Origin of the sequence: Actinoplanes sp. DH11, from assembly GCF_020873875.1 — a bacterium.
Taxonomy (GTDB): Bacteria; Actinomycetota; Actinomycetes; order Mycobacteriales; family Micromonosporaceae; genus Actinoplanes.
Genome location: NZ_JAHWGU010000041.1, coordinates 35,421 through 47,951, shown reverse-complemented (window position 1 = coordinate 47,951; position 12,531 = coordinate 35,421). Strand labels below are relative to the sequence as shown.

The 12,531-nt window shown below is 71.2% G+C and carries 14 protein-coding genes; 12 read left to right on the top strand and 2 right to left on the bottom strand.

Going from position 1 to position 12,531, the window contains the following annotated elements; all coding sequences use genetic code 11:
- The 6 genes from LPA41_RS37440 (at position 1) to LPA41_RS37415 (ending at position 3,735) form a co-directional block, all read left to right on the top strand.
- Positions 1 to 579 (top strand): NUDIX domain-containing protein, encoded by a 579-nt coding sequence (locus LPA41_RS37440; protein WP_229076026.1) that lies wholly within the window; start codon positions 1 to 3, stop codon positions 577 to 579.
- A 133-nt stretch (positions 580 to 712) separates the two neighbouring features.
- A complete protein-coding gene (locus LPA41_RS37435; protein ID WP_229076025.1) occupies positions 713 to 1,867 on the top strand; it encodes a sensor histidine kinase in 1,155 nt (384 codons plus the stop codon).
- Between the two features lie 77 nt (positions 1,868 to 1,944).
- On the top strand, positions 1,945 to 2,616 hold the full coding sequence (locus tag LPA41_RS37430; protein WP_229076024.1) for a response regulator transcription factor: 672 nt from the start codon (positions 1,945 to 1,947) through the stop codon (positions 2,614 to 2,616).
- A gap of 158 nt (positions 2,617 to 2,774) precedes the next feature.
- The gene (locus LPA41_RS37425) at positions 2,775 to 2,966 is read left to right on the top strand and encodes a DUF5708 family protein (RefSeq protein ID WP_229076023.1); all 192 of its coding nucleotides are present in this window, start codon (positions 2,775 to 2,777) and stop codon (positions 2,964 to 2,966) included.
- A 145-nt stretch (positions 2,967 to 3,111) separates the two neighbouring features.
- Positions 3,112 to 3,285 carry a hypothetical protein gene (locus LPA41_RS37420; protein WP_229076022.1) on the top strand — a complete coding sequence of 58 codons (174 nt, stop codon included), beginning with the start codon at positions 3,112 to 3,114 and terminating at the stop codon, positions 3,283 to 3,285.
- A gap of 33 nt (positions 3,286 to 3,318) precedes the next feature.
- Positions 3,319 to 3,735, top strand: coding sequence for a VOC family protein (locus LPA41_RS37415; RefSeq protein ID WP_229076021.1), 417 nt, complete (start codon positions 3,319 to 3,321; stop codon positions 3,733 to 3,735).
- Between the two features lie 30 nt (positions 3,736 to 3,765).
- On the opposite strand, the gene LPA41_RS37410 is transcribed toward LPA41_RS37415, so the two are convergent.
- A complete protein-coding gene (locus LPA41_RS37410) occupies positions 3,766 to 4,947 on the bottom strand; it encodes a barstar family protein (protein ID WP_229076020.1) in 1,182 nt (393 codons plus the stop codon).
- 142 nt (positions 4,948 to 5,089) lie between these two features.
- On the opposite strand from LPA41_RS37410, the gene ald reads away from it, so the two are divergent.
- The 4 genes from ald to LPA41_RS37390 all read left to right on the top strand — a co-directional run bounded on the left by ald (position 5,090) and on the right by LPA41_RS37390 (position 8,895).
- Complete coding sequence (gene ald / locus LPA41_RS37405) at positions 5,090 to 6,205, top strand: alanine dehydrogenase (RefSeq protein WP_229076019.1); 1,116 nt, start codon at positions 5,090 to 5,092, stop codon at positions 6,203 to 6,205.
- On the top strand, positions 6,202 to 7,122 hold the full coding sequence (locus tag LPA41_RS37400; RefSeq protein WP_229076046.1) for a site-specific tyrosine recombinase XerD: 921 nt from the start codon (positions 6,202 to 6,204) through the stop codon (positions 7,120 to 7,122). The genes ald and LPA41_RS37400 overlap by 4 nt, the downstream gene beginning before the upstream one ends.
- Positions 7,123 to 7,273: 151 nt before the next feature.
- Positions 7,274 to 8,206 (top strand): ParA family protein, encoded by a 933-nt coding sequence (locus LPA41_RS37395; RefSeq protein WP_229076018.1) that lies wholly within the window; start codon positions 7,274 to 7,276, stop codon positions 8,204 to 8,206.
- Positions 8,207 to 8,217: 11 nt separating this feature from the next.
- Positions 8,218 to 8,895 carry a hypothetical protein gene (locus LPA41_RS37390; protein WP_229076017.1) on the top strand — a complete coding sequence of 226 codons (678 nt, stop codon included), beginning with the start codon at positions 8,218 to 8,220 and terminating at the stop codon, positions 8,893 to 8,895.
- A gap of 521 nt (positions 8,896 to 9,416) precedes the next feature.
- Here LPA41_RS37390 and LPA41_RS37385 read toward each other — a convergent pair.
- Positions 9,417 to 10,154 (bottom strand): class I SAM-dependent methyltransferase, encoded by a 738-nt coding sequence (locus tag LPA41_RS37385; protein ID WP_229076016.1) that lies wholly within the window; start codon positions 10,152 to 10,154, stop codon positions 9,417 to 9,419.
- Between the two features lie 381 nt (positions 10,155 to 10,535).
- Here LPA41_RS37385 and LPA41_RS37380 point away from each other — a divergent pair, with 381 nt between their 5' ends.
- Entirely contained in the window at positions 10,536 to 10,793 is a 258-nt protein-coding gene (locus tag LPA41_RS37380) for a hypothetical protein (RefSeq protein ID WP_229076015.1), read from the top strand.
- A 173-nt stretch (positions 10,794 to 10,966) separates the two neighbouring features.
- Entirely contained in the window at positions 10,967 to 12,031 is a 1,065-nt protein-coding gene (locus LPA41_RS37375; protein ID WP_229076045.1) for a ScpA family protein, read from the top strand.
- Positions 12,032 to 12,531 lie beyond the last annotated feature (500 nt).

The following is a 12,531-nucleotide window of genomic DNA, read 5'->3' as shown; positions in this document are numbered from 1 at the left end:
ATGGCCTTCGCGCACGAACGGCTGTCGCGCACCGAGCGGTTCCGCGGTGCGATCTTCTCGGTCTACACCGACGAGGTCAGCATGTCGGACGGCTCCTCGGCAGCCCGCGACGTGGTGGAGAACTACGGCGCGGTCGTCGTGGTCGCCCTCGACGAGCAGGACCGGGTGGTGCTGATCAAGCAGTACCGGCACGCGGTCGGCGCCCACCTCTGGGAGCTGCCGGCCGGCCTCTGCGACGTCGAGGGCGAGGACCCGGCGGAGGCCGCCGCCCGGGAACTGGCCGAAGAGGTCGATCTCACGGCCGGCCGGATGGAGCGGCTCGTCGACCTGCACGCGTCACCCGGTTTCAGCAACGAGTTCGTGCTGGTCTACCTGGCCCGTGATCTGGCGCCGGTGCCGTCGGCGGACCGCCACCTGCGCACCGCCGAGGAGGCCGACCTGGAGGTCCGCCGCGTCGACCTGGACGCGGCGGTGGAGATGGTCTTCCGAGGCGAGATCACCAACGCGGCGGCCGTCGCGGGGCTGCTGGCGGCCGCCCGGGCCCGGGACTCCGGCTGGTCGGTGCTGCGCGCCGGCTGACGGTGTCACGCCGAGTGTTCCGGCGCCGGGCCGTTCTCGGTCCGGCGCCGGCTTCGTGGTGTGGTGCCGGCTTCATGGTGCGGTCGCCGGAGGTGACGGGGGTGGCCGATCGGGCACCCAGCATGATGGACAGATGATGCCCACCGGCCTGAACCGGCGTGACGTGCTGGTCGCCACGGCGTGCGTCAGCGGTGCTGTGCTGCTGATGGCCCTGGGCGCGACGGAAGAGACGTCGCATCCCGGGTGGCTGCTCGCCGCGGCCGTCGTCGCGGGGATCGCCGCCGGTCTGACCCGTAACCGGCCGCTCGTGGGCCTGGGGCTGGGCACCGCCGCGGCCGCGGCGGACGTGGCGGTGGGCCCGTCCTTGGCGACCGTGGTGATCTTCAGTCAGATCCTGCACGACGCCGCGGTGCACGGTCCCCGGCGGCTGCCCCGGCTGCTGCTGTGGATCGGCGGTATGCTCACCGTCGGCGTGACGATCGCCTCGATGCTGACATACCAGGAGGCGGACGCCGCGGTGACCGGCGTCCTGCTCGCCATCGTGCTGGTGCTTCCGGTGTGGAGCGGCATCTCGATCCGCCAGCACCGCGACCAGTCGGAGGCGGAACGCCGCAACGCTGAGCAGGTGGCGCGTCTGGCCGAGCTGGACAACCGGCAGGCGGTGGCCGCTGAGCGCACCCGGATGGCACGTGAGTTGCACGACGTGGTGGCCAATCATCTGGGCATCATCGCGATCCACTCGACCGGCGCGCTCCAACTGGGCGAGGACCGGCAGGCACAGACACGCCAAGCCCTGACGGTGATCCGGGAGAACGCCGTCCGTGGGCTTGCCGAGCTGCGCGAGTCGATCAGCCTGCTCCGGATGAACGACACCAGCGCATCCGCAGGCATCCCCGGGATCGGCGACGTGCCCGGACTGGTGCGGCAGGTCGAGCAGGCGGGCCTCACCGTACGGATGAAGACCGCCGGGGTGCCGCGCCCGTTGCCGGCGGCGGTGGACATGGCTGCTTACCGGATCGCGCAGGAGAGCCTGACGAACGCGATCAAACACGGCGCCGGCGAGGCCGACATGACCATCGAGTACCAGCCCGGACAGCTGATGATGACCGTCGAGAACGGCATCCCTGCCGCCTCCGGCCATCCGGCCGGGACGTTCGGCGCGAGAGCCGGGCTGATCGGGATGCGGGAACGCGCGTCGCTGCTGGGCGGGTCGTTCTCCGCCGAGGCTGCCGGGGGCACGTTCCGGGTCCGGGTCTGCCTGCCCGTGTCCGGCTCTGCCGGCCCGTAGATCGGGGTCCGCCGGCCGTAGATTCGGCCTGCCCGCTCGTAGATTCGGGCCTGCCCGCTCGTAGAGGAGATGAGTCAGTGACGACGAAGGTCCTGGTGGCCGACGACCATGGAGCGGTCCGCGCCGGCCTGGTGCTGGTCTTGAGCGCGGCCGCGGACATCGAGGTGGTCGGCGAGGCCGCCAACGGTGCGGAGGCCATCGACCTGGCCCACCGGCTGCGACCGGACGTGGTGCTGATGGATGTCCGGATGCCCCGGATGGACGGCATCGCGGCGACCCGGCAATTGGCGGAGTTCACCGACGTGCTGATCCTGACCACCTTCGACCTGGACGAGTACGTCTACGGCGCGTTGCGGGCGGGCGCGGCCGGTTTCCTGCTGAAGGACACCGACGCGGAGGCGCTTATCGAAGCGGTCCGGCTGGTCGCCCGGGGCGAGGGAATGATCGCCCCGGAGGTCACCCGCCGAGTGATCAACGCCTTCGCGCAGCAGCACGCCGGGCCGCCCGGCGAAACTCCGGACGGGCTCGACGAGCTCACCACCCGGGAACGGGAGGTGCTGGCGCACATCGGTGCGGGCCTGTCCAACCGCGAGATCGCCGCGGTGCTCGGGATGGCGAGCACGACGACCAAGACGCATGTCAGCCGCATCCTGACCAAGCTGAATCTGCGCAGCCGGGTCCAGGCCGCGGTGCTGGCCCGGGAACTGCGCCTGCAAACCGACCAGCCGGAGCCGTGGAACCGGGACTGAGGTTCCGGGTCCGGTCGCTGAGGTGCTACATCATTCGGAGTACTGCTGACTACACCTCCGGCCGGACGCGCGAAACCGGGACACCCGATAGGTTCCAGAAAAGGGCCGCGGGCGGGCATCCGGCCCAGCTGATCGAGAGGTGAAAAGCGGTGAGCGCGATGAGTAAGAACCTGTTGACCGGCTCCGTGACGTTCGTGATCGGTCTACTGCTGTGGCTGTTCGCCGGCGATGTCGAGATCCCGGTCTTCACGCTGACGAAAGTGGGCGTGGTGTTCATGGTGATCGGCGCTCTTGAGTTCGCCTATGGGCTTTACCTGGCCGTCAGCGGACCGCGCGCGGCGCGGGGTTGAGCCGCGGGCCGCGATTTCCGGGGCGTCGAAATATATTGACGCCCATGCCGAATTTACTGCCGGTGCCCTTTCGTTCCGGGGTCCGAAAGACAATTTCTCGCCATGGGCGACATCAATCTGACCGGCGTTTGTCGACGTGCCCGACGTGCCACTCGCGGCATGCTCGCCGCCGGCCACCTTGCCGCGGGCCCCGCGCCGGGTGGGATTTCCGGCCGCGGATCTGCCGGGCGACATCACCGGCCGGTCGCGGCCCACGCTGCCGGCCGTCGCGGTGACCATGACAGCGGAGGCGGGTGTCGGGCTGCTCCCGGTCCGGTGATTGTCGACCGGCTGCCGGGGTAGAACCAGGGACGTGAGTGTTCCGAAGCTGAGGTCTTTCGTTCTGGACACGTCGGACGCGCGGCGGCTCGCCGAGTTCTACCGGCACCTGCTCGGCCTGGAGTACCGGCCCGGCGACGAGCCACCGGCCTCCGGCGACCCCGACGAGGGCGGGCCGGACTGGCTGGTCCTGCTCGCCGACGACGGGTCGTGGCAGCTCGCGTTCCAGCAGACCGACGGGATCAGGCCGACGACGTGGCCGGACGACGCGGTGCCGCAGCAGATGCACCTGGACACGGCGGTCGGCTCCAAGGCGGAACTGGACCGCCAGCACGAGCGGGTGCTCAGCCTGGGCGGCACGCTGCGCTTCGATCGCAGCGACGACCCGGAAGAGCCCCTGCGGGTGTACGCGGACCCCGACGGTCACACCTTCTGCGTCTTCGTCGGCTGACCGATATTCATCGTCGGTGTCGACCCGGATTCATCGCAGGTCGACGTCCACGCCGTCGGCCGCGAGCAGGCCCAGAAGGTGGTCCATGGTGAGTGCCGGCGCCCACCACCGGCGGTCGTAACCGGGTTTGAGCGCGGCCCGGGCGACCGCCGAGTCGTGCCAGACGAGCCGGAACCCGGGTGCGGCGCCCCACCCGCCGAGGAGGCAGTCGTGCAGCGCCTCCAGGTTCCATCCGAAGTAGCCGCCGGGCCCGTTGACCGCCTCGCCGATCGCGCAGTAGAAGCCCTCCTCGTCGGTGACGTGCCGGCCGTCGAGGTGGTAGGTGGTGCCCGGTGGGCGGTCCGGGGTGTGCCGGTGATGGGTCAGGGCGACGCCCGCCCACTCGTGGCGCAGCTCCCGGTCGTACCCGGCCCAGCTGCCGGGCTCCGCCGGCCGGCCGGCCCGCCACTGCTCCCACACCCGGCGGGCCCGCCGCGGCCGGGGCGGGCCCACCGCGTCCGCGTAGGTCGGCTCGAACCGCACGTCCAGCAGCCCGTCACCCAGCAACGACGGCACCACGCCGGCCACCTCGGCACCCAGCCCGGTGTCCAGCGCCCGGGCCTGGCCGCCGTCCGGGCCGGCCTGGAAGATCGAGGCGTTCACCCAGCGCCGGTGACGTGCCCCGCCGGGCCTGCCGGCGCCGCGGGCCAGCGCGTCGATGGCCCGTTGCAGCCGTGGGCCGGGCCGGCAGCCGATCAGGGTGGCCGGCCGTGGCGCCGGCGCCGGCCGGTCCCGGAAGACGCCGGCGGTCCCGCCGCAGGCGCCGAAGTCCTCCTCGCCGCCCGCGACGATCCCGGCGAGATCGAAGCCGTCGGTGTCGGGTGGGCTCGCCGGGTGCCGGCCACCGTCCCGGCGCAGCCGGCCGGTCAGGACGACGTCGAGCGGGCCGTGGCGCGACGAACGGCGGGCGTCGACGACCGTGACGTCGAGGAGTTCCTGGTCCAGCTCCGGGTCGTGCAACACTGCGAGACCGATATTGCCCACCCACGCCGGACCGGTTCCGTCACACGCCGCCCGCAACCGGCCGGCGGGCGTGCAGTCGAGCAGTGTGTAACGCTCCAGGGGCGGTTCGGGTGGGTCGGCGAACAGCCCGTCGATGTCGGCGCACGCCGCGACGACGGTGTCACCGTCATCGATGGTCTCGTCGACCAGGAGCCAGGGAAGGCCGATCATCGGGCGACCGTACCCCCTCGCCGTGCGCCGGGCCGCCAACGGGGGTATCGCGGGACATGAGCCGCGAAACCGGAGGTCTACGGGGGTACTCTCCGCGCAGAGGGGACCCCAGCTCAGTGTTGAGAGAGGACGGTGTCGGCTCGTGAAGGTCGGCATTCCCAGCGAGGTCAAGAACAACGAGTTCCGCGTGGCGATCACCCCTGCCGGGGTGTTCGAGTTCACCCGGGCCGGCCATCAGGTCTACGTGCAGGCCGGTGCCGGCCTCGGCTCGTCGATCACGGACAGTGACTATTCGGACGCCGGCGCGACGATCCTGCCGGACGCCGACGCGGTGTGGGGGACCGGTGACCTCATCCTCAAGGTGAAGGAGCCGGTCCCGGAGGAATACCACCGGATGCGGGCCGGGCAGGTCCTCTTCACCTACCTGCACCTGGCCGCCTCCAAGGAGTGCACCGACGCGCTCCTCGACCGCAAGGTGACCGGGATCGCCTACGAGACGGTCGAGCTGCCGGACCGGTCGCTGCCGCTGCTGGCCCCGATGTCCGAGGTGGCCGGCCGGCTGGCACCGCAGGTGGGCGCGTACCACCTGATGCGCCAGGGCGGCGGCCGCGGCGTGCTGATGGGCGGTGTGCCGGGCGTCTACGCGGCGAAGGTCGTGGTGATCGGCGCGGGCGTGTCCGGCCTCAACGCGGCCGCGATCGCCCTCGGCATGCAGGCCGAGGTGCTGCTGCTCGACAAGAATGTGGCACGCCTGCGCGCGGTGGACGCCGACTACCGCGGGCACGTGCAGACCATCGCGTCGAACGCGTACGAGATCGAGAAGGCTGTGCTCGACGCGGACCTGGTGATCGGCGCGGTGCTGGTGCCCGGGGCGAAGGCCCCGATGTTGATCTCCAACGATCTGGTGTCCCGGATGAAGCCGGGCAGCGTGCTCGTCGACATCTCGATCGACCAGGGCGGATGCTTCGAGGACTCCCGGCCCACCACGCACGACGCGCCGACCTACCCGGTGCACGGATCGATGTTCTACTGCGTGGCCAACATGCCCGGCGCGGTGCCCAACACCAGCACCTACGCGCTCACCAACGTCACTCTCCCGTACGCTCTGGAGCTGGCGAACCGGGGCTGGCGGGACGCGCTGCGAACCGATCCGGCACTCGCGGGCGGCCTGAACACGTTCGACGGGCAGGTCGTCTACGGCCCGGTCGCCGAGGCGCACGGCATGCGTGCGATACCCCTGACGGAGGTGCTGCGCTGAGTCTCGATCGGGCGATCACGGCGTACCTCGACCACCTCGGCGTGGAGCGGGGCCTGTCCCGCAACACACTCGCCTCCTACCGGCGTGACCTGCAACGGTACGCCGGGGAACTGGCCGAGGCCGGTGTCACCGAAATCGGCGAGGTGCGCCCCGCCCACGTCACCGGCCACCTGGCCCGCCTGCGCGAGTCCGGGCTGGCCTCCAGTTCGGCGGCGCGGGCGATAAGCGCGGTGCGCGGGCTGCACCGGTTCGCGGTGCGCGAGCGGCTGGCGGCCCAGGACGTGACCGCCGACGTGCGCCCGCCGACGCCGCCGAAACGCCTGCCCAAGGCGCTCGACGTGGACCACGTGACCCGGCTGCTCGCCGTGCCGGACACCCACTCGCCGCTGGGGTTGCGGGACCGGGCGCTGCTGGAGTTCCTCTACGGCACCGGCGCGCGGATCTCCGAGGCGGTCGGCGCCGACATCGACGACCTGGAACTGGACTCGCTGGACGAGAGCGCGGCCGTCCTGCGCGGCAAGGGCGGGCGCAGCCGGGTGGTCCCGGTGGGCGGTTATGCGCGGACCGCGGTGCAGGCCTATCTGGTACGGGCGAGGCCCCTGCTCGCCGAGGCCGGCCGGGGCACTCCCGCGATCTTCCTGAACGCCCGTGGCGGCCGGCTCTCCCGGCAGAGCGCCTGGACCGTGCTGCACCGCTGCGCGACCGCGGCCGGGCTGCCGGTGGACGGCCCGTACGCCGTCTCCCCGCACACGTTGCGTCACTCGTACGCCACGCATCTGCTCGACGGCGGCGCTGACGTCCGCGTGGTGCAGGAGCTTCTGGGACATGCGTCGGTGACCACGACGCAGGTGTATACGCTGGTGACCGTCGAACGGCTCCGGGAGGTGTACGCCACCTCTCACCCACGCGCTCGTTAGGAGCTGCGTACCCGTAGGTGCGACACGCCGAACGGCTGACCCCGGACGGGCGGCGCGGGTGGCGTACAGTCGGGCATCGGCTGAGCTGGCCCGCGAGGCAAAATTGAATACGAACCGGGCAAACAGCTTCGAGTCGGGAGGGGGCGGGGTCATGTCAGGGAACGGCGAGCGTGCGGAGGCCTGGACTTCCACGCTCCGCGAACAGCAGAACTCCCTCGATCTCGGAGCCGACCTGGGCCCGGCCGACCCCACGGCGTACACGATGCGCCGCCCCATCCCCGAGCCGATGCCGACCGACCGGCACGGCCCGGCCCGGATCATCGCCCTGGCGAACCAGAAGGGTGGTGTCGGAAAGACGACGACCACCATCAACCTGGGTGCCGCCCTCGCGGAGTACGGGCGGAAGGTGCTGCTCGTCGACTTCGACCCGCAGGGCGCCTGCTCGGTCGGTCTCGGCGTGAACCCGCACAACCTCGACCTGAGCGTCTACAACCTGCTCATGCAGGACGACGTCACCACCGAGGACGTCATCATCAAGACCGATGTGGCCGGCCTGCACCTGCTGCCCGCCAACATCGACCTCTCCGCGGCCGAGATCCAGCTGGTCAACGAGGTGGCCCGGGAGATGGCGCTGGCCCGGGCGCTGCGCTCGGTCCGCAAGGAGTACGACTTCATCCTGATCGACTGCCAGCCCTCGCTGGGCCTGCTGGCGATCAACGCACTGACCATCGCGCACGGCGTGCTCATCCCGCTGGAGTGCGAGTTCTTCTCCCTGCGTGGCGTGGCGCTGCTGCTCGACACCATCGACAAGGTGCGCGAGCGGCTCAACTTCGACCTCGAGCTCGAAGGCATCCTCGCCACCATGTACGACTCCCGCACCACCCACTGCCGTCAGGTGCTCCAGCGCGTGGTCGAGGCGTTCGGCGACAAGGTGTACCAGACCGTCATCACCAAGACGGTCAAGTTCCCGGAGTCCACCGTCGCGGGCGCGCCGATCACCTCGCTCGACCCGGCGTCGTCCGGCGCCCGCAACTACCGTCAGCTCGCTCGCGAGGTCATCGCCGCAAAGGCCGAACGAGGCTAGGTTCCCCACCCGTGCTCTTCGCTCTCGGCGAGCCGCTCGCGTTCGTCGCCCTCGTGGTCGCCTTCCTTCTCGGGCTGGCGCTGCGGGCCCTCGCCATCCGGTTCACCGTCCGCACCGCCGGCCTCGCCGACCGGCGGGTCTCGCTGCGGCTGAGCCCCCGCGAGGACATCGACCCGTTCGGCGCCGTCTCCGCCGCGGTCGGCGGCATGGGCTGGGGCCGCCAACTCACTGTCGACGAGGTGCCCCGCTTCCGCGGCCGCGGCCGGGCCGCCGCCGTCTTCATCGCCGGCCCGGTCACCTGCATCCTCGCCGGCGAACTGCTGATCGCGACGTACGCCCTGGTCTTCCCGGAAACCGCCGAATTCGTGCTGGCCCAGGCCGGCCTCGGCGACATCCTGCGCGGGGTGGCCCTCCCGGCGGCCCAGCAGATGCTGCTCTCCCTCGGCGTCGGCCTGCTCGCCTTCGGCCTGCTCGCGCTGATCCCGATCCCCCCGCTCGACGGCTTCGGCATCCTGTGGAACGCGATGCGCCGGCCCGGCGCCAGCATGAACTGGATGCGCCTCTGGTTCGAGGACAAGAACATCGGCGTCCTCATCCTGCTGATCTTCGCCTTCTTCCCGACCGGCTACCCCCTGCTCCACCGCGTCCTCGACTTCCTCGGCGTCCTCTTCCTGCGAGTCTGGGCCTAACCCACCCGCCGACCCCCGCCCTGCGAGCACCTGCGCTGCGAGCACCTGCGCTGCGAGCCCCTGCGCTGCGAGCCCCTGCGCTGCGAGCCCCTGCGCTGCGAGCCCCGCGCCGCGAGCCCTGCGCTGCGAGCCCTGCGCCGCCGAGGTAAGGCTCGCTGGTCGAGCCCACGCTTCCAGCCCTGCCTTGGCCCCTCCCCGGGCTTGCCGCCCTGCCGCTTGCCAAACGCGGCCCGCGCCCGGCAGCTGCCCCAAACGCCCAGTCAGCCCGGCCCTGGCCACTCCCGGCCCGACCCGGGGTGGCTGTCACTGGTGGCTGGTTTGGTGCGTTTAGTGCGACCGTGGGTGACAGCTGGTGGGTGGCTGTCACCCAGGGCTGGTTTGGTGCGTCTAGTGCGACCGTGGGTGACAGCTGGTGGGTGGCTGTCACCCAGGGCTGGTTTGGTGCGTCTAGTGCGACCGTGGGTGACAGCTGGGCCCGGGCGGCTGGTGCTGAGGCGGGCGCGGGTCTGACTGCCAGTGGGTCAGTCGGTTCTGCGGTAGATCGAGATGTGGCTCGTGCTCTCCGGGCCGAACGGGGTGCGGTCCCAGTCGGCGAACCGGTCCTCCAGGCGCAACCCGGCGGCCCCGGCCATGGCGTCGATCTGCTCCGGCCACTGGTAGCGCATGCCGAACGGCTGCAGCTTCACCCCGCCGTCGGTGAACGTCAGCGTTTGTCGGAGGAAGGTTTGCGCCACCCGGTCGTACCGGTGCATCCGCACCGTCACCGCATCCTCCGCGACCGCCCGCACCTGCACCTCCCGCTCGTCGCGGTCGAATTGTTCCTCGTCCGGCACGAACGTCTCCACCACGAACCGCCCGCCCGGTGTGAGCACCCGTGCCACGTTGCGGAAGCAGTCCTCCTGGCGGCCCGGCACGGTCAGGTTGAACAGGGTGTTGAAGACGAGATAGACCAGCGGGTACGCGCCGTCGACCGCCACGTCTGCCATGTCGCCCACCACTACCGGGATGTCGGCGCCGCCCGGTTTGCCCCGCATCAGCTCCACCATTTCCGGCGAGGCCTCGATGCCTTCGACCGGAATGCCGTGTGCGGCAAGCGGCAGCGCCACCCGGCCGCTGCCGATCGCGAGTTCGAGGACCGGCCCGTCGCCGGCCAGTGCGGCGAGGAATTCGACGGCCGGGGCGGGGTCGGGATTGCCGGGTTGGTCGTAGCCGCCGGCCCACTGCCTGCCGAACAGTCCGGGATCATCCAAAATCGACATACGTCCAGGCCTACCCGTAGACGCCGTCCCCGGCAACTCAATAGGCGAGTTGGGGGAGGGCGATGCGCGGCGGCTGGGCCGGGGGAGCGGCGAGGGGAGGGGCGACGCGCGGCGGCTGGGCAGGGGGAGTGTTGCGGGGCGGCTGGGCCGGGGAGGGAGTGACGCGCGGCGGCTGGGCCTGGGAGTGATGCGGGGCCGCTGGGCCGGGGGAGTCATGCGGGGCAGGTGGGCTGGGGGAGTCATGCGGGGCAGGTGGGCCGGGGAGAGGTGGCGCGCGGCGGACATGGCTGGAACGTGAACAGGAATTGACGTCCGGCCATTAGAGTCGTTCGGACGCAGGCCACCCGGTCCCGCGATGACGATGACGGAAGGGAGGCCGCTGTGGCGAAGAAGACCAAGGACGTCAAGGCCAAGGCCGTGAAGGTCAAGGACGAGGTCAAGGCGAAGGCCGTGAAGGCCGAGGTCGCGACGAAGAAGGCGACCAAGCCGAAGACCGCGAAGCCGAAGGCCGTGAAGCCGAAGGCCGTGACGGTCGAGAAGCCCGCGAAGACGAAGCCCGCCAAGGTGAAGCCCGCCAAGGTCAAGCCGGCCAAGGTGAAGACTGCCAAGGTGAAGACCGTCAAGGTCAAGAAGAAGTGATCTCCGGGCCGCCCCGCCGCACGGCGGGGCGGCCCGCGAACAACGGTGGCGGAGAAGGGTGGTAACCGGCTGAGAGCAACCGGTCACAGGTCGCGGACGTTGGACGGTGCGGAAGCTGTCCGGCGAAGACCTGGAGGACCGACAGCGTGAGCCCGGATCAGCTTGTGACCGGCATGGTCTACGGTCGCATCGTGCCCGAAGAGTCCGCCCAGCCCACGACCGGCGTCGTCGAGAGCGCCGCCGACACCGATGATGCCGTGACGGTGGAGCCGGCCGAGGCCGATTCCGGCAGATTCACGGTACGGCTGGACAACTTCACCGGCCCGTTCGATCTGCTCCTGCAGCTCATCGGCAAGCACAAGCTGGACGTCACCGAGGTGGCGTTGCACCAGGTCACCGACGACTTCATCGCCTATATCCGGGCCATGGGCGACGACTGGGACCTGGGCGAGGCCAGCGAGTTCCTGCTTGTCGCGGCGACTCTGCTGGATCTCAAGGCGGCCCGGTTGCTGCCCGCGGCCGAGGTGGAGGACGAGGAGGACCTGGCGCTGCTGGAGGCGCGGGACCTGCTTTTCGCGCGGCTGTTGCAGTACAAGGCGTACAAGGAAGCGGCCGCGCACATCGCGGAGCTCGAGGCCGCCGGGGCGCGTCGCTGGCCGCGTCTGGTCACTCTTGAGCAGCGGTACGCGGACGCGCTGCCCGAACTCGTCCTCGGCGTCGGCCCGGAACGGCTGCTGAAGCTGGCGTTGCGCAACTTCCTGCCCAAGCCGGGCCCGCCGCAGGTGTCGATCGCCCACATCCACCAGGTCCGGGTCAGTGTCCGCGAGCACGCGGCGTTGCTGCGTGACAGGTTGCGCCGGGCCGGGGCGGCCACGTTCAGCCTGCTGGTGGCGGACTGTGAGAACACCCTCGAGGTCGTCGCGCGGTTCCTGGCGCTGCTGGAGCTCTACCGCGAAGGCTTGGTCGACTTCGAGCAGCCGGTCTCACTGGACGAGCTGACCGTGCGCTGGATCGGCGGGGCCGAGGGCGGCGAGGTGGAGCTGGACATCGACGACTACGAGGGGACGAAACCGGCCCCGGAGGGTTCCGATGAGCCGAACTCCGTGCCGGGGGAGGGCCCGGGGGCCGATGATGCCGGAATGGGCACCGTTTCGGACGATTTCGACCTGAGCGATCTTGACGAGCGGCCGCCCAATGGTGATCTTGGCGAGGGTGACGGCGTGGAGGAGAGATCGTGAGCAGCGAGGAGCAAGCGGACTCCCTGGCCGCCCAGGCGGCCGCATGGGTGCCGCCGTGGGAGCGCCGGCAGGAGCCCGATCGGGAGTACCAGGCCGCCGCCGAGCAGGCTGAGGGGGCCGGGCGGGCCGAGGGGGCCGGGCGGGCCCAGGGGGCAGCCGGGCGTGACGCGGAGCCCCCGGTGGGCGAGCGAGACGCAGCACCCGCTGCGGGTGGGCGTGACGCGGAGCCCGCGGAAGCCGGGCGTGGCGCGGAGGTCGCGGTCGGCGAGCGGGAGCCGGCTGGGGACGGGCTGCGGGACGCTGTGGACGCGCCGCAGGATCTGCCGGTGGCCGATGAGGAGCCGGAGCCCAGCGAGGACGAGGTCGGCCCGGAGCTGCCGCTGCCGGATTCCGTCGAGGAGGCCGCGGAGGAGCTGGCCGCCGAGCCGGATGCCGACGACGAGGAGCACGTGCCGGTGGACGCGCCGGCGGCACCGGCCGACGCGGCCCCCCAGGCGGAC

Bases quoted from the DNA above. Each gene is read 5' to 3' on its own strand.
- LPA41_RS37395 (WP_229076018.1), top strand. From the start codon at position 7,274: ATGTCAGGGAACGGCGAGCGTGCGGAGGCCTGGACTTCCACGCTCCGC.
- LPA41_RS37440 (WP_229076026.1), top strand. From the start codon at position 1: ATGGCCTTCGCGCACGAACGGCTGTCGCGCACCGAGCGGTTCCGCGGT.
- LPA41_RS37385 (WP_229076016.1), bottom strand. From the start codon at position 10,154: ATGTCGATTTTGGATGATCCCGGACTGTTCGGCAGGCAGTGGGCCGGC.
- LPA41_RS37435 (WP_229076025.1), top strand. From the start codon at position 713: ATGATGCCCACCGGCCTGAACCGGCGTGACGTGCTGGTCGCCACGGCG.
- LPA41_RS37375 (WP_229076045.1), top strand. From the start codon at position 10,967: ATGGTCTACGGTCGCATCGTGCCCGAAGAGTCCGCCCAGCCCACGACC.
- LPA41_RS37410 (WP_229076020.1), bottom strand. From the start codon at position 4,947: ATGATCGGCCTTCCCTGGCTCCTGGTCGACGAGACCATCGATGACGGT.
- LPA41_RS37425 (WP_229076023.1), top strand. From the start codon at position 2,775: ATGAGTAAGAACCTGTTGACCGGCTCCGTGACGTTCGTGATCGGTCTA.